General features: G+C 67.4%; 22 protein-coding genes. 11 read left to right on the forward strand and 11 right to left on the reverse strand.

Features of this window, described 5'->3' with window-relative positions; all coding sequences use genetic code 11:
• Positions 1-85 precede the first annotated feature (85 nt).
• Positions 86-1,438, forward strand: a complete 1,353-nt coding sequence (locus C5B91_RS01555; protein WP_008091917.1) for an SIS domain-containing protein — start codon at positions 86-88, stop codon at positions 1,436-1,438.
• Between the two features lies 1 nt (position 1,439).
• On the forward strand, positions 1,440-2,084 hold the full coding sequence (locus C5B91_RS01560; protein WP_008091918.1) for a bifunctional 2-polyprenyl-6-hydroxyphenol methylase/3-demethylubiquinol 3-O-methyltransferase UbiG: 645 nt from the start codon (positions 1,440-1,442) through the stop codon (positions 2,082-2,084).
• An 18-nt stretch (positions 2,085-2,102) separates the two neighbouring features.
• On the opposite strand, the gene C5B91_RS01565 is transcribed toward C5B91_RS01560, so the two are convergent.
• From C5B91_RS01565 to C5B91_RS01605, 9 genes are all read right to left on the reverse strand, one after another.
• Positions 2,103-2,651: a hypothetical protein gene (locus C5B91_RS01565; RefSeq protein WP_008091919.1), complete on the reverse strand. Its 549-nt coding sequence runs from the start codon at positions 2,649-2,651 to the stop codon at positions 2,103-2,105.
• Entirely contained in the window at positions 2,648-3,121 is a 474-nt protein-coding gene (locus C5B91_RS01570) for a hypothetical protein (protein ID WP_081909189.1), read from the reverse strand. The genes C5B91_RS01565 and C5B91_RS01570 overlap by 4 nt, the downstream gene beginning before the upstream one ends.
• Positions 3,114-3,821: a hypothetical protein gene (locus C5B91_RS01575; RefSeq protein ID WP_049968094.1), complete on the reverse strand. Its 708-nt coding sequence runs from the start codon at positions 3,819-3,821 to the stop codon at positions 3,114-3,116. Before C5B91_RS01575 ends, C5B91_RS01570 begins: the two co-directional genes overlap by 8 nt.
• Positions 3,814-4,374: a hypothetical protein gene (locus C5B91_RS01580; RefSeq protein ID WP_049968095.1), complete on the reverse strand. Its 561-nt coding sequence runs from the start codon at positions 4,372-4,374 to the stop codon at positions 3,814-3,816. The genes C5B91_RS01575 and C5B91_RS01580 overlap by 8 nt, the downstream gene beginning before the upstream one ends.
• Positions 4,367-5,080: a hypothetical protein gene (locus C5B91_RS01585; RefSeq protein ID WP_115819004.1), complete on the reverse strand. Its 714-nt coding sequence runs from the start codon at positions 5,078-5,080 to the stop codon at positions 4,367-4,369. The genes C5B91_RS01580 and C5B91_RS01585 overlap by 8 nt, the downstream gene beginning before the upstream one ends.
• Positions 5,077-6,996 carry a type II secretion system F family protein gene (locus tag C5B91_RS01590; protein WP_008091924.1) on the reverse strand — a complete coding sequence of 640 codons (1,920 nt, stop codon included), beginning with the start codon at positions 6,994-6,996 and terminating at the stop codon, positions 5,077-5,079. Before C5B91_RS01590 ends, C5B91_RS01585 begins: the two co-directional genes overlap by 4 nt.
• Positions 6,993-9,365: a type II/IV secretion system ATPase subunit gene (locus C5B91_RS01595; protein WP_049968097.1), complete on the reverse strand. Its 2,373-nt coding sequence runs from the start codon at positions 9,363-9,365 to the stop codon at positions 6,993-6,995. Before C5B91_RS01595 ends, C5B91_RS01590 begins: the two co-directional genes overlap by 4 nt.
• 219 nt (positions 9,366-9,584) lie before the next feature.
• Positions 9,585-11,366 (reverse strand): histidine kinase N-terminal 7TM domain-containing protein, encoded by a 1,782-nt coding sequence (locus tag C5B91_RS01600; protein ID WP_115819005.1) that lies wholly within the window; start codon positions 11,364-11,366, stop codon positions 9,585-9,587.
• 114 nt (positions 11,367-11,480) lie between these two features.
• Positions 11,481-12,383, reverse strand: a complete 903-nt coding sequence (locus C5B91_RS01605) for a UbiA family prenyltransferase (protein ID WP_049968099.1) — start codon at positions 12,381-12,383, stop codon at positions 11,481-11,483.
• A gap of 132 nt (positions 12,384-12,515) precedes the next feature.
• Between C5B91_RS01605 and C5B91_RS01610 the strand changes: the two genes are divergently transcribed.
• From C5B91_RS01610 to C5B91_RS22610, 4 genes are all read left to right on the forward strand, one after another.
• A complete protein-coding gene (locus C5B91_RS01610; protein WP_115819006.1) occupies positions 12,516-12,962 on the forward strand; it encodes a MoaD/ThiS family protein in 447 nt (148 codons plus the stop codon).
• A gap of 98 nt (positions 12,963-13,060) precedes the next feature.
• Positions 13,061-13,528, forward strand: coding sequence for a zinc ribbon domain-containing protein (locus C5B91_RS01615; RefSeq protein ID WP_049968101.1), 468 nt, complete (start codon positions 13,061-13,063; stop codon positions 13,526-13,528).
• Positions 13,529-13,659: 131 nt separating this feature from the next.
• Positions 13,660-14,895 carry a DUF6498-containing protein gene (locus C5B91_RS01620; RefSeq protein ID WP_115819007.1) on the forward strand — a complete coding sequence of 412 codons (1,236 nt, stop codon included), beginning with the start codon at positions 13,660-13,662 and terminating at the stop codon, positions 14,893-14,895.
• Positions 14,892-14,957, forward strand: coding sequence for a BBE domain-containing protein (locus C5B91_RS22610; protein WP_342339136.1), 66 nt, complete (start codon positions 14,892-14,894; stop codon positions 14,955-14,957). The genes C5B91_RS01620 and C5B91_RS22610 overlap by 4 nt, the downstream gene beginning before the upstream one ends.
• 56 nt (positions 14,958-15,013) lie before the next feature.
• Here C5B91_RS22610 and C5B91_RS01630 read toward each other — a convergent pair whose 3' ends face one another.
• Positions 15,014-15,523, reverse strand: a complete 510-nt coding sequence (locus C5B91_RS01630; protein WP_115819008.1) for a hypothetical protein — start codon at positions 15,521-15,523, stop codon at positions 15,014-15,016.
• Between the two features lie 167 nt (positions 15,524-15,690).
• On the opposite strand from C5B91_RS01630, the gene C5B91_RS01635 reads away from it, so the two are divergent.
• From C5B91_RS01635 to C5B91_RS01655, 5 genes are all read left to right on the forward strand, one after another.
• Complete coding sequence (locus C5B91_RS01635; RefSeq protein ID WP_115819009.1) at positions 15,691-18,393, forward strand: ABC transporter ATP-binding protein; 2,703 nt, start codon at positions 15,691-15,693, stop codon at positions 18,391-18,393.
• A gap of 148 nt (positions 18,394-18,541) precedes the next feature.
• Positions 18,542-20,266 carry an ABC transporter substrate-binding protein gene (locus tag C5B91_RS01640; RefSeq protein ID WP_008091944.1) on the forward strand — a complete coding sequence of 575 codons (1,725 nt, stop codon included), beginning with the start codon at positions 18,542-18,544 and terminating at the stop codon, positions 20,264-20,266.
• Positions 20,267-20,291: 25 nt separating this feature from the next.
• Positions 20,292-21,311, forward strand: coding sequence for an ABC transporter permease (locus C5B91_RS01645; RefSeq protein WP_008091945.1), 1,020 nt, complete (start codon positions 20,292-20,294; stop codon positions 21,309-21,311).
• A complete protein-coding gene (locus tag C5B91_RS01650; RefSeq protein ID WP_008091946.1) occupies positions 21,308-22,243 on the forward strand; it encodes an ABC transporter permease in 936 nt (311 codons plus the stop codon). The genes C5B91_RS01645 and C5B91_RS01650 overlap by 4 nt, the downstream gene beginning before the upstream one ends.
• Before the next feature lie 6 nt (positions 22,244-22,249).
• Positions 22,250-22,639, forward strand: a complete 390-nt coding sequence (locus tag C5B91_RS01655) for a hypothetical protein (RefSeq protein WP_008091947.1) — start codon at positions 22,250-22,252, stop codon at positions 22,637-22,639.
• 23 nt (positions 22,640-22,662) lie between these two features.
• Here the strand turns inward: C5B91_RS01655 and C5B91_RS01660 are convergent, their stop codons facing one another.
• A complete protein-coding gene (locus tag C5B91_RS01660; protein ID WP_115819010.1) occupies positions 22,663-25,278 on the reverse strand; it encodes a PAS domain S-box protein in 2,616 nt (871 codons plus the stop codon).
• Position 25,279: the final 1 nt, after the last annotated feature.

Raw genomic sequence — 25,279 nt, forward strand, 5'->3', positions numbered from 1 at the left:
CAGTTTATATGCGTATACAGTAGGGCAAAATCGTATGACATACACGATGACAAGAACTATCTCACCGTTTGACATACCGGCGGTCATGACGAAAGACGAGATACTCCAGGCCCGCGTCTCGAAGCGGGTCAAGAGACAGGTGGACGAGATCGCCCAGCAGAAGAACAAGAAAACGTCCGAATACGTCCGGTCGGTCATCAAGGCGAACCTCACGGACGACAGCGCGTCGGTCAACATCCCGAAGCTGTTCGAAGACGACCTCCGTTCGATTGCGCGCGACACGGGCGAGCGGACGGGCGTGTACGAGGCCATCGAAGCGCAGGTCTGGGAGACCATCGCCGACGACGCCTTCCGACAGGAGGTTCGGCGGCCGGTGTTCGACGCCGACGGCACCGTCACCATCGCCGGGCAGGGGTCCTCGACGTCAGTCGGCTACTGGCTCGCCGACCGCCTCCGCGACCGCGGCATCCGGTCGCAGGTCCGCAGCGGCGTCGAAGCCACCGGGATGCACTCGTCGGCCGACGACACGATCCTCGCCATCTCACGGAGCGGGAAGACTGATTCTATACTCGACCTCTGTTCGAACCAACCGGCGACTGTCGTCGCCGTGACCGACCCGGACAGTCCGCTCGCGGAGCGCGCCGACCACGTCGTTCCGCTTCCGAGCGTCGAAGAGCGAATCGACATCTACGCGACGAAAAGTCTCGTCGCCCAGCTCGCCGTCCTCCAGGTCGTCTTCCTCGACGACTACGTCGACCTCCAGCGGTTTCAGGCGCGGTTCAGGGCGCTCGACGAGTTCGTCGAAGGCCAGTTCAAACAGGGCGACGACGCCGCCGGCCTCTCCGGCCAAAGCGATATTCTCGCGGCCATCGAAGAGCTACAGCGACACAACGACCTCCAGAGCGACCCCATCTTCGGGGCCCTCGGATCACAGCGCGGACTCGGAAACGAGGCACAACTCAAGCTCACGGAGTTCCTCCACGTCCACGCCGAGGCAACAAACCTCCAGAACATCGTCCACCGCCTGGTCAACGTCCTCCACGGCGGTTCGAGCTACCTCGTGACGGCGATTCCGCAACAGGGCTCCGCGACGTACCGCGAGTGGAACGACGTCCTGTTCGGCGACGAAACTTCCGTCTGGAACGTCCTTCAGTCTGCGGACTTCGACCAGAAGGTCCCGCTCATCGCGTTCACGCTGAACGGTGGTCCCGCAGAGCAGGCCGTCCGCGAGCGCTCGCTGTACGGTCGGGACGGGCTCGTCCGACTCGACGCCTACGCCGTCGAACCCGAGGCCCGAGACCTCATCCTCTTCGTGGCGATTCAACTGTTCGCCTACGGGGCTCTCTGCAAGCTCTGGCTCCAGGACCCGGCGCTCCAATCTCGGGTCATCCAGAGCATTTACAATCCGGCCGAGACCAGCGACACGGAGGTGAACTAACGTGCCAAACGACGGCTGGAACGCCGACTACTTCGAGGACGAGTTCGACGAACCGGACCCGTGGGACTTCGATTCTTCGACCTACGAGCAGCGCAAGTACCGCCGCCAGAACCGCGTCGTCGAGAGCCACGTCGGCTCGCCGGAGTCGATTCTGGAGATCGGCTGCGCCGAGGGCGTTCACTCGGAACTCCTCTTAGAACGCTTCCCCGACGCAGACCTCCACGGCATCGACATCTCCGAGGCTGCCGTTGAGCGCGCTCGGGAGCGGACCGATAGCGACCGGGCGACGTTCTTCGCCGGCGAGGCGAGCGCGTATCTCGACTCCCTTGACGAGCAGTTCGACGTCATCGTCTGGAGCGAGACCATCTACTATCTCGGGGACACGATGAGCGTCCCAGAGTTCCACCGGTTTCTCGACGTGGTAGCCGGCCTGCTTTCCCCCGACGGCGTGCTCTGTATGGCGAACATCGTCGGCCAAGACGAGGGGCCGGAAGCGCCGCTCACCGAGGTGCCGATTCTGGACGCCTACAAGACGCTCCTCGCCGCCCGACTGGACCGAGTCCACGAGGCGCGCTACACCGAGCCCAAATCGGAAGACGACGCCGAACACACCTACGAAGTCCTCGGCTACGTGCCGAGCGCCTAACTGCCTTTTCGACCGCGTTCAGTTCGGGCGCACGGCGACCGTCAGGGCCGTCCGCGAGCGCGGCGTCGCGATTCGAACGTCGACGAGAACGGCGACGACGGCCGTCTCTCCCGCGCGCTCTTGGACGACGACGCCGTCGTCGACGACGCAGGGACCGAACTCCCGGTACGGGCCGTCGGGACAGTTCCTGAGCGCCCAGCCGGCGGCCGCGGAGTCGTTCGTCCGCAGCGCGACGCCGCCCTCGCCGGCGTGCGCGCGCTCGACGTTCGCCAGCGCGGGGTCGAGTCGCGAGCGAAAATCCTCGACTGCGACGTCTCTCGCCGCCCAATCGTACCGACCCGCGACGCCGGCGGCCGCCATTTCGACCCCGCCATCGGTCGTCTCAACGACGTCGTCCAGCGGCGGTGGTTCGGTGGTTTCGACCACGCCGGCGAAGCCGAGTTGCGCGTGAACGACGAGGAGCGCGAGCAGGGCCACGGCGACGACCGCACCGGAGACGAGCACCAACTGCCCGCGGTCGTCGTTCGATGTGGTGACGTCGTCATCCGAACTCCCGACACGAGTCACGGGTACCACACCTTCACCGTCGCGGTACAGCGCGGGACCGCGGCGGTCGCACTCCCGACTCGTGCGGTCTCCGGCGGGGGCCTACCGACTGACCCGACGTCGGTTCGGAGCGAGACGAACGCCCCGCTCGGGAGCCCCGCCGAAGCGACCTCGTGAAGCCGCGCTGCACGGGCGTCGAAGTCGCCCGACGAAGCGCAGGCCGAGCCGAGAAGCGTTCCCGTCGCGCCCGCCGGCACGGTCGCCACCAGCGACGCGGCATCTGCCGCCTGTCGCTCCAGCGAGTCCGCCTCGGAAGCCGGCGCGGGCGGCGCGAGTGCGAACCCCGCCGCGACGGCGAGGACGAGCAGGGTCGCGACGGCCGCTTCGACGACCGTCAGCGAGAGTTGTCCTCGGTCTTCCGTCCGGGCGGAGGCGTCGTCCGTACGGCGACAGCTCAACCGCCGCGAACGCTCGCCGTGACGCTCACACATCGACGGTCACCTCGATTCGCACGACCGTCGAATCGAACGCGGTTGCGGACGCGTCGACGCTCCCGGACGGGTCGGACTCGGCGGTTTCGACTCGAATCACGGGGCTCGCGCGAGACGATACCTCGACGACGCGTACCCCTTCGATTCCGGTCGGTCGGTGGAGGACGACCCTGTCGCCGACTCGAACCGTCTGAACAGTCGTGTTCGACCCGGGGTTCACGTCGAGTCGAACGCGGTTCGTCCGCCCGTCGAGCGTCGTGGTGGTCTCCTCCGAGAGGTCGACGGTCCCGCCGACGCTCCGTCGACTGACGGCGAGCGCACCGCGGCTGACCGTGTGGCCGCCCGACAGGTCGCCCCGCTCGGCTATCGTCCGGTCATCGACCCGGACGCGGAACGCGACGCCGCGGAGAGACGGAACGGCGGCGGCGAGTTCGGTGGCGTTCGTGTCGTTCGCGAGCGCCAGGTCGATTGCCTCGGCCGCGCTCCCATTGTCAGATGAGACCAGCGGGGATTCCGTGACTAGCGCGTCGGCGGTGCGCTCAGCGCGGTGTTGTTCGAGCGACTCACCGGCCGCGTCCGCGAGGGCCCGGTCGGCGGCGACGACGCCCCCGACCGTGACCGCGGTCACGAGCACGAGCGCCACCGCGAGTCCGGCGAGCGTCGTCTGTGCGCGCGCTGCGGGCCGGTTACGGTCACTCATCAGTCCCTCCCGACACAGGTTCGTTCGTGAGTTCGAGCGTCGCGCCGTCGTCGCCGACGACGACGCGAACGACGCAGTCGTTTCCGCTGTCCCACGTGCCCGAGACGGTCACCGATTCGGGGAGCGTGACCGGGACCTGCCGGTCGAACGCGTCGTTCGGATGGTCGAGGACCAGTGCCGGGGCGGTCGCGTTCGAGTCGCCCCCGAACGTGGCGTTCGGGACGTACGCGACGCGATAGGAACTCCCGCGAATCGTTCGCGGGAGGTCAACGTCGGCTCGCCTGGACCCGACGACCGCCGATTCGGGGACGACGGCGGTGGTTTCGACCCGGTCGGTGGCCGTTGCGAGCGTCCGGTCGGCGAGCTCGTGGCCGACCGCGGCGCGGTGGTCGGGAACGACGCCGCCGAGGAGCACGGTGGTCAAGAGTCCGATGAACAGCACGGCGATGGCGGCTTCGAGCGCTTTCCCGACGACGGGGACCACGGCACGGTCGGCGGTGCGGCGGGCAGGTTCGGTCGGTGACGAGGTCGGCCGGCGAGGAGCGTCAGCCACGGTCGACCACCACGGCGAGGTCGTATCGAGCGACGGTGAGCGTTCGGTCGCCGGAGACGACGGCGACGACGCTCTCGGTGCCGTCGCCGTCGAAGTCGGCTCGGCTCGTATCGAACCCGCGGCCCTCGAACGCGCGTTCCCACGCGACCGGGGTCGCTGTCTCGATGGCGACGGCGTAGCCGTCTGTCGGGAGGTCGGTCACGGTTCGCGTCGTTCGCGTTCGAAGCGCTGCACCGCCGCCGAGGCCGCCGCCGTCGGTGGCGTCGGCGGTTAGAACGGGCACCGTGAGAAACGCCGCGTCGCCGGCGAACGACAGCGGGACGGGCGTGACGAGCACGGCGCGGTCGCCGGTTCCGCGGACGACCGCGCCGCCGACGAACGCCACGCGCTGACCGCCGAGGTCGGCGACGTAGCCGTCGGCGTCGTAGGTCCTGTTAGTTCCCGCCTCCGGGATGATTCGGACCGACCTGTTCACTCGCGAGAGGTCGCCGTCGGTGACGCGAATCGGGTAGCTGTCGTTCGCGCCGGCGGCGACGCCGTCCCGGAGCGACGAGAAGCCGTCCGCGGCGGCGTCGGCGTCCGCGGTCGCGATTTGGGCATCCACGAGGCCGCCGACGCTGGCGGTCAAGAGGCCGATGGCGACCACGCCGATGCCGAGCAGGAGCGCGACGCCGACCATGTTCGCCTGCCCGCGGGTCGCGGTCATATCAGTCCCACCCCGGCGTAGACGAGATAGCACGCGACGACGAGAGCGGCGGAGTGTAACAGCGCCTCGTAGCGACCGCGGCTGGCCGTCCCGGAGAACCACCCCGACGCGAGCATCGTCGCCTGGGTGACGACGTACATCCGGTAGCGGTCGCGTTCGAGGTCCACCGCGCCGGCGTTGATGGCGAACGACCCGCCGGTCGAAAGCGTCGAGAGCTGGGCGAAGCCGTCGAAGACGTGGACGTTGACGGCGACGGTGATGCCGACGACGAGGAGCGCGGTCGTCCAGCCAACCGCGACGTAGACGAGCAGTCCCGACCGGAGCGCGCGCTTTTCGTGGTAGAGGCGGCCGATTTCGGTCTGGAGCGTGTCGAAGACGGTTCCCGTGTCGCTGCCGCCGTCGAGCGCGCCGACGACGAGGCCGATGGTCTGTTCGGCCATGGGCGTCCCGACGCGGTCGACGAACCGAGCCAACGCGGCCGTTCGGAGGTTCACGTCGGTCCCGGAACTCGGTGCGGTGAACCGGAGGTTGAGCGCGAGGTCGGCCACGTCCGAATCGAGCGGGCCGAGGTCCACGTCGCGGCCGACGCGCTCGACCGCGTCACCGAAGGGTCGTCCGAGACTGACGTGTCCCGAGACGGCGTGGACGAAGTCCTTCAACTCGCGGTCCTTCGCGTCGTCGAGGCGGGCGCGGCGGACGCCGACGAGTCCGACCGGGGCCGCGTAGGCGACGTAGCCGACGAGCGCGACACCGACGGCGTCAGCGCCGGCGAGGGCCGCGACGCCGGCCACGACGAGCCCCGGAAAGACGAAGACGACGGCCGCGCTGGCCGGGTTCCAGAGCGCCGAGTCGAGGACGCGGAACGCGCCGGTCGGCCGGTCGTACTCGACCGATTGGTCCGGCGGTCGGAGCCCGGCGACGAGCACGCTCGCGCCGAGACCGACGCCGAGGATGAACGCGGCGCTCGCGTAGACGACGATGCCGCGGGTGGTCGTCTGTCCGAGCGGCGTGACCACCGGCGCGGAGAGGCCGGGCGCGATGACGCTCATCACCGTGAGGACGATGACGAGCAGCGACGGGAGCACGAGGAGGACGATGAACAGTTCGGCGAGCAGTTCGAGGAAGCCCTCGGCGCGCTCGCGGGCGCGGTCCTGCCGGTGGCCGAGCATCCGGCTCTCCATCCGCAGGTAGTTCCGGAGCGCGTCGTCGCCCTGTCCGGCGTGCTCGCGGAACTTCAAGAGGAAGGGCGCGAGCATCCCCTCGGAGGGCGTGTCGCGGGCGACGCGCCGCAGGCCCTCGTTCACGTTGCCGGTCAGCGAGGCGGTGTTGAGGACGCCACGGAAGGCGACGGCCGTCTCGCCGTAGGCGTCGGTCTCGGCGACGCGCCGGAGCATCTCGCGGGGGCCGTCGCTCCCCGACGAGAGGACGTGCAGGTAGCGGACCGCGCCGGGCAGGGTTCGCTCGATGTTCTCCCGCCGGGCGGTCGCTCGCCAGCCGAGGTACCGCCCGGCGACGGCGAGAACGACGCGTCGCGTCGCTACTGCCGCCCCGAGGGCGAACAGCCCGGCCACGGGGAGTCGGGGAACGACGGGTACTGGGACGTATTCGAGAGGTGGAAGCGCCGCGCGGAGGACGGAGAGTGCGGCATCTATCGCCGAGTCGGGTACCGCGAGGAAGACGAGCACCGTCGGGAATGCGACGAACAGTCCGACCGCCCACGCGAGGCCGTAGGCGCGAGCGAGGTAGAGGTCGAAGCTCATCCGCATGTCGGTACCGCGGTAGCGGCGGCGGTCTCGGTCGTGTCGGGTGGCGTCGACGTGGCGGGCGAACAGCGCGTACAGCGCCCTGTCGAGGACCGAAAGCGAGCGAACGCGGCCGACCCGGCGCTCTTCGAGTCCGGCGTCGAATCCGGTCACGGGTCGACCTCGCCGTCAGCGTCGGAGTCGACCCCCCGCGTGTCGTCGGCGCTGTCTCCACCGTCGGCGCTATCTCTGCCGTCAGCGGTCCGCTCGGCCATCCGCCGGCGGACGCGCTCGACCGTTGCGGCTTCGTCGGTTCGGAGGTCCGAGAGGAAGCCGAACAACCGGTCCACGTCGGTCACCTGCTCGCGGACGAGGTATTCAACGTAGCGGTGCTTCCGGTGGAACTCGCGCTCGACGGCCTCCACGTCGCGGTCTGTGGCCTCGGCGATGCGGTGGAACAATCGGATGCCGGCGCGTCGGCGGTCGTCGCCCAACTGCGGGTGCTCGTACGAGAGGTCGAACGAACCGTCCGGCGTTCGCCGGCCGACCGTGTTCCAGTGGAGCGTCCGCCCGTCTTTCTCGACGACGCCGCGGCGACCCCACGTCTCGTCGTACTCCGACTCGGGGACGAGTTCGACCACCTCGGAGACGTACCGCTCGCCGTCGACCTTGTGCGGGAAGACGACGAGGTCGAGTTCGCGGAGGAGGTACGGCGGGAGGCCCTGCTCGATGACGCGATTGACGAGCGTCTCGACGTCGGCGGCGTGAGTCGTGCCGATGACGCCGTGGCCGGTGTTGAGCGTCTCGGCGAACGTGGCGAACGACTCGGGCGTGTTGATTTCGGCGATGACCTCCACGTCGGGGTTGAGGTAGTTCGCCTCGGTCATCAGGTCGGCCATCGAGACGCGCTTGAACTCGGACTCGTGGTCGCGGGTCGTCAGGGAGATGCCCGTCTCGTGGGGGAGATGCACCTCGCGAGAACCCTCGTCGATGCTGATGGGCCGGTGGTCGTAGGGCACGAACGGCATGCACGCGTTCATCAACGTCGTTTTTCCAACCCCCGTCGAGCCCGAAAAGAGGACGACACGATGGTGCTCGTAACAGAGCCACAGCAGGGTGACGAGTTCGGTCGAGACCGAACCGCTTTCGACGAGGTCGACCGGCGTGAGCACGTCGCCAGTCTGTTTCCGAATCGAGACGTGCGGGCCGCCCTCGGAGATGACGGGGAGGGCGACGGCGCAGCGAATCGTCTCGTCGGTGTCGGCCGACGCGGGGTCGCCGCCGACCGCTCCGGGTCGGAGGTTCACCTTCGCGCTCGGGTTCGAGGCGTTCAACTCCACGCCGTCGGCGGCGGCGAGTTGGGTGACGACGTTCGTGAACTCGGTCTCGTCTTCGAAGACGAGGTTCGTCGGCACCCGCAGGCCGCCGCGGCCAGTCACGTCCGCCCGCGGAATGACTTTGACCCGTTCGCCGACCCGGTTGGCCTCTACGTCTTCGAGGTGGGGGTCGCGGATGGGAACGGTGAGGACGCCCTCGCCGACGTAGTCGCGGAGGACGTAGTAGACGAGGTCGTCGAGGCGGTCCTCGGCGAACCGGCGGTCGACCGGCGGGAGCGCGAGGCCGTACTCCGAGAGCGCGGCGCGGACGCGGAATCGCGTCGCGTCGACCCACGCGCGGGTGTTGCGAGCGGTGAGTCGCCGCGAGAGGAACTCGCGGGCGCGGTCGCGGACGAAGTCGATGCGGTCTGCGACCACGTCGTCGACGTTCGCCTCCCAGATTCGCTCCTTGCACTCCTCGATGAGTTCGGCGTCGCCGGGCACGAGGTCCGGTTCGAGGACGGCGTACTTCGTGGCGAAGTGGTCGTCGCCGAGGAGCCGGTCCCGGTAGACGACCACGTCCACGTCGTAGCCTGCGAACGGGACGGTGTAGTGAGCGACCCGCTCGGCGGCGATGCGGTCCGCGAACCTCACGTCGGAGTCGAAGTCGGTCGCCGCCGGTGCGAAGGCCTCGGTGTGGACGACCAACCGCTCGGAGCCGTCGCCGCGGCCGGCGTCGACGACCTCGATTCGCTCGTCGAGCGCCAGCGGCGTGACTTCGCCGAGGAGCCGTAGCTCGGACAGCGCGTGGTGTTCGACGCGTCTGCGGGCGCTCGGCGTCAGGTCGAGCAGGCGGTCGAAGATGCGGCGGTACTTCGGCGAGAGGCCGGTCTCCGCGCGAGCGGCCGCGCCCTCGCGAGTGAGCGGCCGTCGGCGGACGACGGTCGAGAAGTGGTCGCGGACGGTCGCCAACGCATCGGCTTCACGCGCGCCGAGCGTCGGCTCTCGGACCGCGTAGTCGAAGCCGTGGTCCGCGTCGCTGATAGTGACGACGGTGTCGGGGGCAACTTCGTACTGCGACCGGACGGTCGGCGCGTACCACGCGTTCGGGTCGTCCGGGGGGACGGGCGCTGGGACCGCGCCCGCCGCCGCGGGAGCCGAGGCGGCACCGAATTCGAGGGTCGGAGTGGGCCGCTCCGACCCGTTGTTATCGCCTTGGGTAGGCATACACCGTGGCTTGCCGAGTATTCATATTTAAGAATTTACTGCGTCCGACCACCGATGTTGGATTCGCAGAAACCGACGAATTCGAGACTCTCCGGGCAGATATGCCGATTCGAGCATTACAGATGCCTCATTAATAATTGAAAATTTGACTAATAATGTCCTCGGAAATTATCAAATTTGGAATCGAGCGCGACCGGTCACGGCTTGTCCGGACGCACACTACTCACCCCGCACCGCCGGAATCCGAAGCACCACTTCCGTCCCACCTACGTCGTGGGAGTGGAACGCGACGGTGCCGCCGAGTTGGTCGACGCCCCACTTCACCAGCCACAGGCCGAGGCCGCTGGCGTGTCTGAGTTGCGTCTCGCCGTGGGCGTTGATGGCGGCGAGTTCGCTCGCGTTGATGCCGGGGCCGTCGTCTTCGACGCGAATCACGAGTTCGTCGCCCTCGCGGGTCGTCGTCACCGAGACGACAGGCGTCGCCACCGGGTTGTGCTGGACGCCGTTTTCGACGAGTTCGCGGACGATTGGTTCGAGCGTGGGCGCACAGACGATTTCGTGGTCTGGAAGGTCGATAACGCGGACGTTCGCACCGGGGGAGTCGGCTCGGACGGCGTCGGCGGCGGCCCGTATCTGAACGGCCGCGGGGAGCAGGCGGATATCGCCGTTCCCGTCGCTCCCGAGGGCCGCGCCGAGTTTCCGCGCCTTCTGGCTGATGTTGACGAGCGTCGATGCGTGGTCGTGGAGGATTTGGGCGTGGTCCCGCGCGTCGGCGAGTTCGCTGTCGTCGATGTCGTCCAAGACGAGGTTTGCGTAGCCTTCGAGGAGGTTCGCCTCAGTCCGGAGGTTGTGCCGGAGGACGCGGTTCATCACCTCGAGTTGCTGGAGGTTCAGTCGGCGGTCGGTCACGTCGCGGAAGACGAGCGCGTGGCCGATGTCGCGACCGTGGTGGTCGGTGAAGGCGCTCGTCCGAAGTTCGAAGTACCGCTGGCCCGACCCGAGTCTGACCGTAATCTGGTCTGTGTCCCGCTGGTCGGGCGAGAATTCCTCGATGACGTCGCCGATGGGCCGGCCCTTGAGTTCGGCGTTGTCGTCGCCGAGAATCCGCGCGGCCGACTGGTTCACGTCGGTGACGCGCCACTTCGTGTCGGTGATGAGCACCGCGTCGGCCATCGTCTCGACCACGCGTTCGCGGGCGACCCACCGAGGGACCGGTCGGGCTTCGAGGAGTTCGTAGCGGCTGATGGCGACGGTACAGGCGAGTCCCGCGAACGCGAACGCCGCGGGAGTCATGTCGATGGCCGGGCCGTAGAGTTCGAGGAGCGTCGTGGCGGCGTTTCCGAGGACGGGCATCAGCGCCCCGACGATGAGGGTCGCTGCCTGCAGTCGGTAAATCGTCGGCATGTCGAGCGCCGTCCGCAAGATGGCGGCCGAGCCGGCGAGCCACAGCAAGTAGCTGTACCCCAACACGACCCAGTACAGCGGCCCCCACTCGGTCTGGAGGACGGTAATCGTCCGGCCGACGGCGGGGACGACCGTCACGCTGCCCCACATCAGGTGGTGCAGGGGGTTGGTCCACACGGCGACGAGGCTGGCTAGCGGGAGCACAGAGAGCGCGAGGAGCGACGCTGGTGCGGTGTAGCGGTCTCGACCGGCGTAGGAACACGAAAAGAGAAACCACGCCAGCGGGGCCGCGAGGACGCCGATCCACTGGAGGTTCGCGAGCGCGAGCTTGAGCGTCAGGTCCTCGACGAGGAGTTCCAAGAGGTAGCCTGCCGACCACCACCCGCTGGCGAGGCCGAACGCGACCAGCCCGGTCGAACCGGGCGTCGGCCGTCGCCGCCACGCGAACAGGACGACGTAGCCACTTATCACTGCGGTGAGTATCATCAGCCCCACGATGACGACGACGAGCGGCACCGGTTGCGTGAGGAAATTCGCACCGGCGGTTCCCCCGAACACCAACTGCTCGAACGTGGCCCACCCGATGTTCGGAATCACTATCCAGATAGTTATTCATCGAGTGACAAAAGGGTATTCGAGAATTCGGGGTGGCCGCCTCGGGTCGACAGCTACGCCGGCGTCACTCCGCACGGGCGCTCGGTCCGGTGTGCGTCACACGAACGCACCGGCGGGACCGGCAACCGAAGCGACGACCGCGACGCCGACGGCCATCAGTACGCCCTCGCCGTCACGGAGCGTACAGAGTCGTTCGACCGACCGGTCCGACCCGGTGAGCGCGTGGGTAATCCACGTCGAATAGGCGACCGAAGGAAGGAGCGCGACCGGAGCCCACACGGGGACGACGCCGACCCACGACGCCACCCAGACGAGTCCGAGCGAGACGAGTTCCAGTCCGTAGAGGCCCAGTTGCGTGCGGCGGACGCCGACGACCGTCGGCAGGGTCTCGACGCCGTTCCGGGCGTCCCCCGTCACGTCACGGACGTTGTGGACTTCGACCGAGATGGCCGAGCGGAAGAAGAACCACAGCGCCGCGACGGCCGCGCCGGCCGCGCCGGCGGCGTACTCGGGTGCCGTCGCGGCGACCGCGAGCGGGATGAACGCGACGGGGACCGCCCACGCGAGCGACACCGTCGCGGTGTTGACGAGAAAGACGTCCTTGAGTCGGTCGACAGACGACAGCGGGACGAGCGGGACGCTGTAGAACGCCGCGACGACGCCCGGAAACAGCGTCAGCCCGAGGGCGTAAACGCCGCCGTGCCGGACGGCGAGCCAGATCGCGACGGCGACGGCGACCACCGAGCACGCGGCGTACACCCGCGGATGGGACGCCACGAAGGCGGTCCGCTCCGCGTAGTTCTCGGCGTCGGCGTCGAGGTCGGCAAGCTTGTCGAAGTTGTACACGCCGACGGTGATGAGAAAGCCGACGGCGAGGGCGGCGTTCGGGGTGATTCCGGCGAGCGCGGACGCGACGAACACTTCGGCGATGGTCGCCGCGCCGAGGAATACTGAGCTGTGGACGACTGCACCGTACAGGCGGGGTGGGACGATTCGCATTGCGCCTTCGTGTCGTGCCGCGAGTGGATTAGTTGTGCGCCAGACAACAGTTCGTTCCGGTTGCTCGGTTTGCGCTCGCGGTCGAACGTGTTCGGGGCCTCGCTCATTCGGCTTCGGCGCGTAGCGGGACGCATGGAGACAGGGACAGCCGAGCGGACGGAGACGGGAGCGACAGGTGAGACGGGAGCGACAGATGCGGCGTCAGCGACGGCCGAGGCGGTGACGACGACGGTCGAGGTCAAACTGACCGGGCACGTCAGGTCGGCCGCGGACACCCATCAGGTGGAGTTCACCTTCGAGGGCGAGACGCTCCGGGCGTTCCTCGACGCGTTCTTCGCGGCGTACGACGTGCGCGACCTCGTCATCGCGGAGCGCGAGGCGGACGCGACGACGCGGGGGTGGGCGCGAGTGGAGCGACCCCCGGGCACGTGGCGAAAGAACCCCGAAGGAGAGCAGACGCGCCCCTACGCTCGCGTCCTCGTCAACGGCGTGTTCAACGAGAACCTCGACGGCTTCGACACGCGGCTCGAAGACGGCGACCGCGTCGCGCTGATGAAGCCGTTTCTGTTCTGTCTGTGAGCGGGGCGTCTGCGTGGTCGGTCTCATCGGCCGTGACCGCGAATTCCCCCATGTCCGACCGCCGCAGGACTAACGTCCCCCGCCGACAGATAACCGGTATGTCATCGCCCTCCGCGGACGACTCGACTCGCGAACGCGGCCCGGACGAGGTGTTCTGCCGCGACTGTGGCGCGGTCATCGACGCGCGCGCCGAAATCTGTCCCGAATGTGGGGTCCGTCAGCGCGACCCGCCGAAGTCGTCGGTCGACTCGGCGCTCGACGACCTCCTCGAAGGCGGCAACCCCTTCGTCGCGGCGGTGCTGTCGGCGATTTTCCCCGGCCTCGGACAGCTGTACAACCGCGAACTCGAACGCGGCCTCGTCTTCGCGGTCGGCTTCATCGTCGCCTCCGTCTCGGTGATGGTCTTCATCGGTTTCCTCCTCGCGCCTGCCGTGTGGCTCTACTCGGTGTACGACGCCTACACCCGCGCCGAACTCCGGGCCGAGGAGTTACAGCGCGAGGCGGACCGGGAACACGAGACGGAGATTTCGGTCAGCGAGGCGGATGACGAGGAGTACGAGGAATAGACGACGGGAACGACGTTCACCACGTCCTGAGATGCTTTGACCGTCGAGTCCGTCGCAGAGCGGCTGGTCCGTCCGACGACCCGAAGTGAAATTCATAACGAATTAATCAGTTCCTGACAACTCTTCGAGAGATGACGGAGCACCGGCGCCGGACGGGACGACGCACGTTGGCTGGACTGACTGTGGCCAACGCGCTTCCGCTCGTCGGAATCCTCTTGTTCGACTGGCGTCTGGTCAATCTTCTCGTCGTCTACTGGGTCGAGATAGCCGGTGGGGCGCTCCGGCGGATGCTGGAAGCGACGTTCGCAGGCCAACGCGGTGCCGCAGAAAACTGGGTGGCCGCGGACTCGCGGTGGGGCTGGCGGTCGCCGTTTCGCTCGCTCCGAGAAAAGCGTGGGAGTGTCCACCTCCACGCGTCACTACCGCCGCTTTATCCACGGTCGTTTCCGCGTGTGTTCGAACTCGGACGAGTGGTCATCGGTCTCTCGCTCGTCAGCGGCGGTGGACTCTGGTTCGCAACCGTCGGGAGCGGCATGTTTGTCGAGAGTCTCCTCGTGGCGGGCGTGACGACGCTCGCCCGCGAGGCGGCGACACTCGTGCGCCACGTCAAATCACGCGACTACCGCGACCTCGTCCCCCTGTCGGTGCTCACCCCGCGGTCCACTCTCGGGGTCATCGTTCTTGCGGGAGTCGTCGTCTGGGGCGTTGCATTCGGGCCGTCACCGACCGAACGCACAGGATTTCTCTTCGTACTCGTTTATCTCGCTCGCGTCGGGTTCGACGCGTACAGCGTGGTCGAGAATCGCAACCGGTTCGCCCCGCGTGACCCGACCGAGGCTGATTTTGAGGCCGCAGACGACGATGAATGGGCACCAATCGGTATCCCGGATGGGGCTCCGAGAGATGTGTACCACACGAACCGCCGTGCGGTGTGGGGCAGCGCGGTTGTCGACGGACTCTTCGGCGTGCTGAGCCCTCGACGCTTCGCCACGGTCGCCATCGCGGCCTTTCTCGGGTACGTCCTTGCCGGGGCGACGTGGGCGGCCGTCGGTGCGAGTGCGGTCGTGATGGGCGTCGTCGCACACACGCTCGCGGAGCGAGACCTTCGGTGGGGACACCTGGAGTATCGGATGTACGAGAATCACGTCGTCTGTCATGACTGCCTCTTGGACACGACACAATGGCGTATCGAACGCAGACTGGTCGCGGACGTGACGGAACGGTCCAGACTGGTCGAACGGCTTCTAGGTGCCTCCTCGGCGACAATAGCACAGCACGGCGATAGTCCGGCTCGGACGCTCCGCTGTCTCGACTCGGACGCGTTCGCGCCGCCTTCGGAGACAATTACGGCCGACTGGTCGAACTGAAACGCCGGTACGACCCGGAGAACCGGTTCCGTGTAAATCAGAATATCGCGCCGCGGGCCTGACAGCGCCGAATTCCAGCAGCGCCAAAACGCGTCTTCGACCGTCGGCGACGCGACGATTAGGCGAACTCGTCAGAGAGGTCGGCGTCCCAGTCCGGCGGAAGCAGCGGGTCGGGGTCCTCGTGGACGAACTCGACGCCCTTGTCGGGGTCCAGCGGGTGGACCTTCGTCCGCATCGTCTCGCCGGCGTCGAGGAGCGAGAACATGCGTTCGGACTCCGCGAGGCGGTAGTATAGCGGGAGGCAGACGGCGACTTCGTCGTCGGTGGCGCGGACGACGAGCGCGAGGTAGACGAGGCCGCCGGTGACCGCGCGGAACGCCTCGTACTCGTCGAACGCCGCGCCCTCGACGGCGGCTTCGAGGTCGGGGTACACGTCGTCGCCAACGACCACGTCGAGGCCGACGTGGTCGACGACTTCGTCGCCCGTTCCGGGAACCGGGACCACGTCCCCCGGCAGGGCGACGACGACCGTCCAGTCTCGCTCCCGATAGTCGTCGGCGAGCGCCTCGCACTCTTCGACCACGGTCTCCCACGTGCCCGACTCGTCCGAGAGCGGATGTTCTTCCATGCGGCATGGTGTCGGAGTCCGCTACCTAAACTTTGGCTTCTCCCGCCGCAGTCGCGCGCTTTCGCGCGTCACGCGGGCGACCGCAGGCGATTCAGCATTATGTTTCCCACGTATCAATTGGCAAAAATTGAAAAGGTATTTCACGCCATGCAGGTCATTCCCATTCAATGAGGAATCTACTCTCTCTTTCGGACCTTCGAACCCAGTTCTCGACCGGCCGGGGTCGGGTCAAGGCCGTCGACGGCCTCGACCTCACGGTCGGCGAGGGCGAGACGGTCGGACTGGTCGGCGAATCCGGGTCCGGAAAGAGTGTGACGGCGTTGTCGGCGATGGGACTCGTCGACGACCCCGGCGAAATCGTCTCCGGGTCGGTCGAACTCGAGAGCGCCCGACTCGCCGAGGAGTTCCGCGAGGAGTACAACAACCCCGGCTTCGTCGACGGCGACGTGGTCAACCTCGTCGACGCCCCCGAGGAGGCGCTGCGGGCCGTCCGCGGGCGCGAACTCGGGATGATCTTCCAGGACCCGATGACCTCGCTGAACCCCTCGCTGACGGTCGGCGAGCAGGTCGCAGAGAGCCTGCGACTCCACCAGTACGGCGGCCGACGCAAGGACTCGTGGTTCAACGCGGTCCGCGAACTGCTCCCCCGAATCAGCCGCGACATCGACGACGAAGTCGTCGAGCGGACCATCGACGTGCTCGAGTCGGTCGGCATCCCCGAACCCGGCGCGCGGGTCGACGAGTACCCCCACGAGTTCTCCGGGGGGATGCGCCAGCGCGTTCTCATCGCCATCGCGCTCGCCTGCCAGCCGCGCGTGCTCGTCGCCGACGAGCCGACGACCGCGCTCGACGTGACCATTCAGGCGCAGATTCTCGACCTCATCGACGACCTGCAGGAGGACCTCGGCATGTCCGTGCTCATGATCACCCACGACCTCGGCGTCGTCGCCGAGACGTGCGACCGGGTGGCGGTCATGTACGCCGGCGAAATCGTCGAGGAAGGACCGGTCGAGGAAATCTTCCACAACCCCTCGCACCCCTACACGTACACGCTCCTCGAATCGCTCCCGAGCGAGGAAAAAGAGCGCTTGACGCCCATCGAGGGCAACGTGCCGGACCTCATCGACATGCCCGAAGGGTGCCACTTCGCCCCCCGGTGTCCGTGGGCCCAGCCGGAGTGTACCTCGGGTGAGATACCGTACAAGCAACACGGCGACGACGCCGTGGACCACCGCTCGAAGTGCATCCTCGACGACTTCGACACCGACGAGTACGGCGGCGACGCCATCGAATCGTCGACGGGTACCGAGCCCTCCGACACGCCGCTGCTCGAAGTCGACGGCATGCAGAAGTACTACGAGCAGGCCGACGGCCTCCTCGACCGCTTCCTCGGGGCGGACGACCGGAGCGTGAAGGCGGTCGACGGCATCGACTTCACCGTCTACGAGGGCGAGACGCTCGGCTTAGTCGGCGAGTCGGGCTGTGGGAAGTCCACCGCCGGGCGGAGCCTCCTGCATCTGACGCCGCCGACCGGCGGGCGCGTCGTCTTCTCGGGGACGGACCTCTCCGGGCTCGACAGCGACGAACTCCGCGCGATGCGCCGCGACATGCAGATGATCTTCCAGGACCCGCTGTCGTCGCTGGACCCGCGGATGACCGTCGGACAGACCATCCGCGAGCCCCTCGACGTCCACGACCTCCCCGTGTCCGACCCGGACGTGCGCGGCGAGGCCGACGTCACCGTGACCGGCATCGATGCCGAGCGCGTGTCGGTCACCGCGAGCGACGAGATCGACGCCATCGTCGGCTCCTCGAACGGCGTCGCCACCGCCACCGTGACCGTCACGGTCGCCGACGGCGAGGTCGACGTGGCCGTCGAAGAGCGCCTCCGCGCCGAGGTCGAAGTCGAGCGCGAAGGTGACGCCGTCTCGGGCGTCACCGTCCGCGTCACGCCGGGCGACTCGACCAGCGAGCGTCGACGTCGCCGGGTCCACCAACTGCTCGACGCGGTCGGCCTCGAAGTCGGCCAGTACGACCGTTACCCGCACGAACTCTCCGGCGGCCAGCGCCAGCGCGTCGGCATCGCCCGGGCGCTCGCGGTCGACCCCGATTTCATCGTCGCCGACGAGCCGGTGTCGGCGCTCGACGTGTCCGTGCAGGCGCAGATTCTCAACCTCCTCGAAGACCTCCAAGAGCGCTTCGGGCTGACGTACCTCTTTATCGCCCACGACCTCTCTGTGGTTCGCCACATCTCCGACCGCGTGGCCGTGATGTACCTCGGCGAAATCGTGGAGGTCGCGGCGACCGACGAGCTGTTCGACGACCCGCGGCACCCCTACACGCAGGCGTTGCTGTCGGCGATTCCGGAGCCCGACCCGGCCGCCGAGACCGACGACCGCATCATCCTCGAAGGCGACGTGCCGAGCCCCATCAACCCGCCGTCGGGCTGTCACTTCCGGACGCGGTGTCCGCAGGTCATCCCGCCCGCGGACCTCGACATCGAGCAGGCGGCCTACCGCGAGGTGATGGACCTCCGCCAGCGCGTCGAGCGCGAGTCGCTGGACGTGGAGACCGCTCGCGACGCGGCACTCGATGCGGGCGACCCGAGCGCCGAAGCGACGGTGAGCGCCGACGGCGGCACCGCCGACGCCGACGCCGTCGTGGACAAACTCCGCGAGTCGCACCTGTCACACACGCTGTCGCCCGAACTCCGGGGCGTCGTCGACCGCGCGCTCGAACGCGTCGTCGCCGACGACTGGGACGAGGCGAGCGAGATTCTGCGCGACCGATTCGAGAGCGTCTGCGAGCGCGACGCGCCCGAACTGGGCGAACAGACCCACCCCGCGGCGTGTCACCTCGTAGACGAATAGACCGCGCATCGGGGCCTATGCGGCCTCTCGTCACGCATTCGACGTTTTTTGATTGTCTCGTATTTTTACCGGAACAGGTCGGCGGTGTCTCTCGTTCCGTCCTTCAGCGCTTCGTTATTTTTATAGGGAGTCATTGATAGGTACACGTATGTCACAAGATGGCAATGATGTTTCGCGGCGTCGGTTCCTGACGGCCGCAGGAGCTGCTGCAGCGACGGCCGGACTCGCGGGCTGTTCCGGCGGCGGCGGTGAGGACACCACCACCGAATCCGGTGAGACGACCGGTGAGGGCGAGACGGACCAGACCGAGACGGAGACCGAAGACGGCGGGTCGACGTCGGTCCTCCGCTACGGTCGCGGCAGCCACTCGCCGACGCTCGACTTCCAGAACAGCACGAGCGGCGAGGTCGCGAAGGTGACCGAACAGCTCTACGACACGCTCATCAACTTCGAGCCGGGCCAGTCGACGCTGACGCAGGGGCTCGCCACCGAGTACTCCCTGGAGGGCCAGTCGGCCTCCATCACGCTCCGCGAGGGCGTGATGTTCCACAACGGCGAGGAGTTCACGGCGGAGGACTTCGTGGCGACGTATCGCCGCTTCGTCGACAGCGACTACGAGTACTACGCCGGCGACGACTACGTCTCGGCGTACGGGCCGTTCACCCTCGGCTCGTGGATCGACGAGATTCAGGTCGACGGCGACTACTCGATGACGATTCAGCTGACCCAGTCGTACGCGCCGTTCCTGCGTAACCTGGCAATGTTCGCGGCGTCGGTGCACTCTCTCGCCGCAATCGAGGAGTACGGCACGGACCTCAGTTCGAACCCCGTCGGCACGGGCCCGTTCCAGCTGAGCAACCTCGACGACGCGAACGAGCGCATCCGCCTCGAAGCTAACTCCGAGTACTGGGGCGAGGGGCCGAACGTGGACGAGGTCGTCTTCGTCACCATCGGACAGAACTCGACGCGCGCCCAGTCGCTCGCGTCGGGCGAACTCGACATCATCGACGGACTCGGCGCGCAGTCGTCCGTCCAGGTCGAAAACGCCAGCAACGCGAACCTCGTCCGCACCGAGGGTATCAACATCGGCTACATGGCGTTCAACATGGCGAGCCGCGAGGAGTTCCGCGACCGCCGCGTCCGGCAGGCCGTCAGCCACGCCATCAACACCGAGGCCATCGTCAACGAGATTTACTCGGGCTTCGCGACGCAGGCGAGCCAGCCGCTCCCGCCGAACGTCCTCGGTCACAACGACGACATCGACCCGTACCCGTACGACCCCGAGGAGGCCCAGCGCCTCCTCGAAGAGGCCGGCTACGGTGACGGCTTCTCGTTCGAACTGGCGACGTTCCAGAACCCCCGCGGCTACAACCCGTCGCCGATTCAGACCGCCGAGACCGTCGCGTCCAACCTCGGCGAAATCGGCATCGAGGTCGACATCAACCAGCAGTCGTTCGGGCCGTTCCTCGAATACACCGCCCAGGGCCGCCACGACGCGTGTTTCCTCGGCTGGTACACCGACAACGCCGACCCGGACAACTTCATGTACGTCCTCCTGCACCCGCAGGTAGAGGAAGGCGAACTCACGGAGGGACAGGACTGGGTCAGCTTCGACGCCGAAGGCTACAACACCAGTAACCGCTCGGCGTGGGCGAACCGCGACTACATGGACCTCGTCGAACAGGGCCAGAGCACCTACGACGAGGCCGAGCGCGAGTCGCTGTACAACGAGGCGAACCAGATCGCACACGACGAAGCCCCGTGGGTCTACCTCGACTACGCCGACGAGCTTCGCGGCGTCTCCAACCGCGTCAGCGGGTTCCAGATCGCCGCCATCAGCGGTCCGTACCTCAACCTGGTCAGCCTGAACTGAGGCACTGACCGCGCCTTCGACTTTCATGATTTCCACACGATTCGTACTCAAGCGGCTGCTGTTGCTCGTCCCCGTGCTGGTGGGAGTGGCGTCGCTCGTCTTTTCCATTCTGCACCTCTCGCCGGGTGACCCGGCGCTCACCATCGCGGGCGAGCGCGCCAGCGAGGAGTTCGTCCGGCAGATCGAAGAGAGCCTCGGCCTGAACGACCCCATCTGGGTGCAGTACGGGCGGTTCCTCGTCGATGCCGCGCAGTTCCAGTTCGGCGAGTCGTTCATCATCCAGCGGAACACCGCGGTCCGCGAGGTGCTCGCCAACAAGCTGCCGGTCACGCTCGAACTCGCCATCTACGGCCAGCTCATCGGTATCTCGCTGGGCATCCCGCTCGGCATCCTGAGCGCCGTCAAGCAGGACAGCATCACGGACCACCTGACGCGCATCGGCGCGCTCGCCGGCATCAGCGTGCCCATCTTTTGGAGCGGCCCGCTTCTCATCTTGCTGTTCGCGCAGGTGCTCGGGTGGCTCCCGACGAGCGGCCGCATCTCGGTCCTCTACAACGTCGAGGCCATCCGGGTGACGGGGCTCGTCACGGTCGACACCCTCATCGCGGGCAACTGGGAGATGTTCGTCTCCGCGGTCCGCCACATGATTCTCCCGGCGTCGGTCATCGGGGTTTACTCGATGGCGCTCATCTCCCGGATGATGCGTTCGTCGATGCTGGAGGTCATCCGGCAGGACTACATGCGGACCGCCCGCGCGAAGGGCCAAGGCGCGAAGATAACGGTCCTGAAACACGGCTTCCGCAACGCGATGATTCCCGTCATCACGGTCATCGGCATCCAGTTCGGTGGCCTGCTCGGCGGCGCAGTACTCACGGAGACGGTGTTCGCCATCGGCGGCATCGGGACGCTTCTGGTCGAGGCCATCAAGGTCGGCGACTACCCCATCGTTCAGGGGACGGTCCTGACCTTCGCGTTCCTGTTCACGCTGGTCAACCTCGGCGTCGACATCACCTACTCCGTCCTTGACCCGAGGATCGAACAATGAGCACGGAAACCACGACCACGAACGAGACGGCGGCGGACGTCAACCAGCGCGGGCTCATCGACCGCTTGACTGCGTCGCCGTTCGTCTCCCGACTGCTGTCGAACCGCCTCGCGCTCGCCGGCATCGCCATCATCGTCGCGATGGTGGTCGCCGCGCTGTACGCGCGGCTGTTCTTGGACCTCGAGGTCATCACGCAGTCGCAACTCGGGACGAACCCGAACCGCGCCGCGCCGAGTCTCGACTTCCCGTTCGGCACCGACGGACAGGCCCGTAGTCTCCTGCCGCGGGTTGCCTACGGCGCGTGGTACGCGATGCTGTTCGGCACCGTCACGGTCGCCGCCTCGACCGTCCTCGGCGTCGGCCTCGGCATCGTCGCGGCCTACTACAGCGACGTGACCGACAACGTCATCATGCGGACGATGGACGTGCTGCTCGCGTTCCCGTCGCTGCTGTTGGCGCTGGCGCTCGTCGCCATCTTCCCCGACGAACTCGGGCTGTGGCGGGCGGTCGCCGCCTTGACGCTCGTCTACACGCCGCGGTTCGCCCGGGTCGTCCGCGGGGCCGCGTTGACCGTGCTCGAAAACGAGTACATCGACGCGACGGTCGCGCTCGGCGCGGCCGACCCGCGGGTGCTGATTCGGCACGTCCTGCCGAACTGCCTCGCGCCCATCACGGTCCAGAGCACGCTCAACTTCGGGCTGGCCATCATCGACCTCGCGGCGCTGTCGTTCCTCGGCTTCGGTGCCGAGGCCGGCACGCCCTCGTGGGGGCTCATGCTCTCGAACGGCGTGAGTCAGGGCCTGCTCACGGGCGTCTGGTGGTGGTCGTTCTTCCCCGGGTTCTTCCTCGCGCTCACCGTGCTGGGGTTCAATCTCCTCGGCGACGGCATGCGCGACGCGCTCGACCCGCGGATGCGCGAAGCGGTCGACTGACCGACCGTGTCAGCGCCACCGGAGCCGGCGGACGCGGACGCGCCCCCAGCCCTCGAACGGGCGGCGGTTCGGCTCCGTCTCGTCGGCACCGCGGCCCTCGCGGGCGCACTCATCGCCGCCGTCTGGCTGGTCGCCACGCTGGTCGTCGGTGATTTCGCAGGGAGCGTCGAGACGACGTTCGCGCTCGGCTCGCTCGCGTTCGGGTTCGGGCTCCTCGGCTGGTCCGGGGCGGTCGCGCTCGGCCGCGGTATCGAGTCGATGCAGACCCACCTCGACACCGGCACGGGGTGGACGGAAGCGGACGCTCGGCGGGCGATGGCCCGGATTCTCGGGTTCGGACTCGGCGTGATGCTCGGGGCGACGACGGTCGGTACGGCCGTCTCTGCCGTCGCCTAAGTCCGCCGAGCGACGCCTCGGCGTTAGGCCCTCGGCAGTCGGAGTTCGATGATCGTCCCGTTCGGTTGGTTGTCCGTGATTTCCATCGAGCCGTTGCTGTTCGTCACCGCCCAGCGGACGAACCAGAGACCGAGCCCGTTCGTGTGCTGGAGCGGTGACTCTCGTCCGGAGTTGAGCGATTCGCGTTCGAGTGGTGGGATTCCCGGTCCGTTGTCGGCGACGCGGATGACAACCTGCTCCGGGCCGTCGTCGTCGGTGACCGAGAGATGGATTTCGACCTCGTCACCGCCGTAAACGACGGCGTTGTCGATGAGTTCGTTCACCGCGAGTTCGAACGTCGTGTGGGCTCGCGCGTTCGCGACGTCCGGCGCGTCGACGGTGATGGTCGCGTCGGGGTAGCTGAGCTGCGCGCCCTCGACCACGTTGCGAACGCAGTCGGCGACGTTCTGTGGTTGCACTCGCTCCGCCACGTTGGGGTCGAGCGCGGAGCTGAACTTCCGGGCCGTCTCGGCGAGCGAGAGGAGTTCGCTGGTCGCTCGCTCGATGGCCGCCGCCGACTCGAGCACGTCGTCGTCGGTGTGTTCGAGCAGCATCGCCGCGTGCGCCTGCGCGATGTTCATCTTGTTCCGGAGGTTGTGTCTGATGACGCGGTCGAGGACGGACAGCCGCCGTTCGCGCTCTTGGAGCTCGGTCACGTCGCGGCCGACACAGACGATGCCCTCGAACTCGTCCTCCGAAGACTTCGCCGCGATGGTCGTCTGAAACTGTCGCTCGGCACCGTCTCGGTCGACGACGACCGTCTCCATGGTCTCTTTGTCGCTGTCGCCCGCGAGGAGCGACGCGATGGACTCTAACAGCGCTTGCGAGTGGTGCTCGCCGAACACCGTCGAGACGTGTTCGCCGACGAGGTCGTCGGGGTCGCGACCCAGCAGGTCGGCGGTTGCGCTGTTCGCGAGGACGAACCGGAGATTGTCGTCCAGCGTGTAAATCGGGTCCGCGGTCGTCTCGACGATGCGCTCGTAGCGCTCTAACTCTCCCGACCGGGCCTTTCGCTCGGTGATGTCTTGGACGGTTCCGCGGAAGACGGGGGCGTCGGTCTCCCGCGTCGCGACGCCGCGGACGTTCACCCAGCGCATCTCGCCGCCAGCCATCTCGAGGCGACATTCGACTGACTGTTCTTCGCCGGTTTCGACGAGCCGTTCGAACGCCGCTCGGACCAGGGGTTCGTCTTCGGGGTGGTAGAACGAAAACGCCTCCGAGAGGTCGAACACCGTTCCCGGGTCGACGCCGAGGAGCTCCGCGAGCCCGCTCGTGAACAGAACCGCTCCGCTCTCCGCGTTGACCTCCCACGCGCCGACCGAGGCGATCTTCTGGCTCTGGTCGAACAGGTCGAGTAATCGTTCGCGCTCGCGCTCCTGTCGCTTCTGTGCTGTCACGTCCTCGATGGCGGCAATCACGCCGACGTGCTCCCCGTCGCTTCGGGTCAGCGGAGCGGCGTGGACGACGAGCCACCGCCGCTCGCCGTCGACGCCGATACCGTGTTCGAAGTTCGTGACCGTCTCGCCGGTGTCTCTCACCCGGTCGAAGGGGAGGTCCTCGTGGTCGAGCGGCTCTCCGCGTGCGTCGACGAGGTCCCACTCGGGGGCGTCGTACGACTGTCCGAGCACGACCGACCGCCGCAGACCGAGGACCGCCTGGGCCGCCTCGTTGGCGCGCACGATAATCCCGTCGTCGTTGAGGACCGCGATGCCGACCGGACTCGTCTCGAAGAGCTGTTTGAGCGTTTGGGTCTCGTGGACGAGTTGGTTCTTGAGCGCGTGGCGGACGGTCGCGTCGGTCTGGAACCCGACGAAGTGGGTGAGCTCGCCGTCCTCGTACACCGGCGATATCTTCAGTTCGTTCCAGAAGGGCGTCCCGTCCTTCCGGTAGTTCGTGAGACTGACGGCGACGCTCTCGCCGGCTTCGATTGCCTCGTGGAGTTTCTCGACCGGCTCGGAGTCGGTCTCTTCGCCCTGCAGAAACCGACAGTTCCGACCGAGTACCTCCGAGCGGTCGTAGCCGGTCATCTCTTCGAAAGCGTCGTTGATGTACGTGAGCGGCTGGTCGTCGTCGGCCTCGGTGATGGTGATGCCGACGGTCGCGCTGTCCATCGCGCGGCGGTACAACGCGAGTTGGAGCGACTGCCGTCGGGTCTGGAGGAGCGATTCGACCCGCGACCGGATGACCGCCTTCGGTGCGGGCACCGCGAGCACGTCGTCGGGAACGTCGTCGAGTCGTCGCGCGGCGACGACCTGTTGGTCCTGCGCGACCGTCAACAACACCGGGACGAACCGGTCACCGGCGTCGGCTTTGCGCTCGGCGAGCGCGTCTGCGACCGTCGAGTAGGTCTCCATATCGACGATACAGAGGTCGAACTCCGGGAGCGGGTCCTCGCCTGCACCTTCGTCTCCGTCTTCGCCTTCGCCTGCACCTCTGTCTTCGCCTTCGCGGCCGCGTTCCCAGACGATGACCTCGTACGCGTCGAGGAGTTCAGCCAGTAGCTCGCGGTCGCGAGCGCCGTGGAGCGCGAGGAGTATCCGCTCGTCCCCGGACGCGTCTCGCGCGGAACGTGCTCCGTTCCGGGACGCGTCTTCGCCCACG

The organism is Haloferax sp. Atlit-10N, from assembly GCF_003586325.1.
In the GTDB taxonomy this organism is placed as follows: Archaea; Halobacteriota; Halobacteria; order Halobacteriales; family Haloferacaceae; genus Haloferax; species Haloferax prahovense.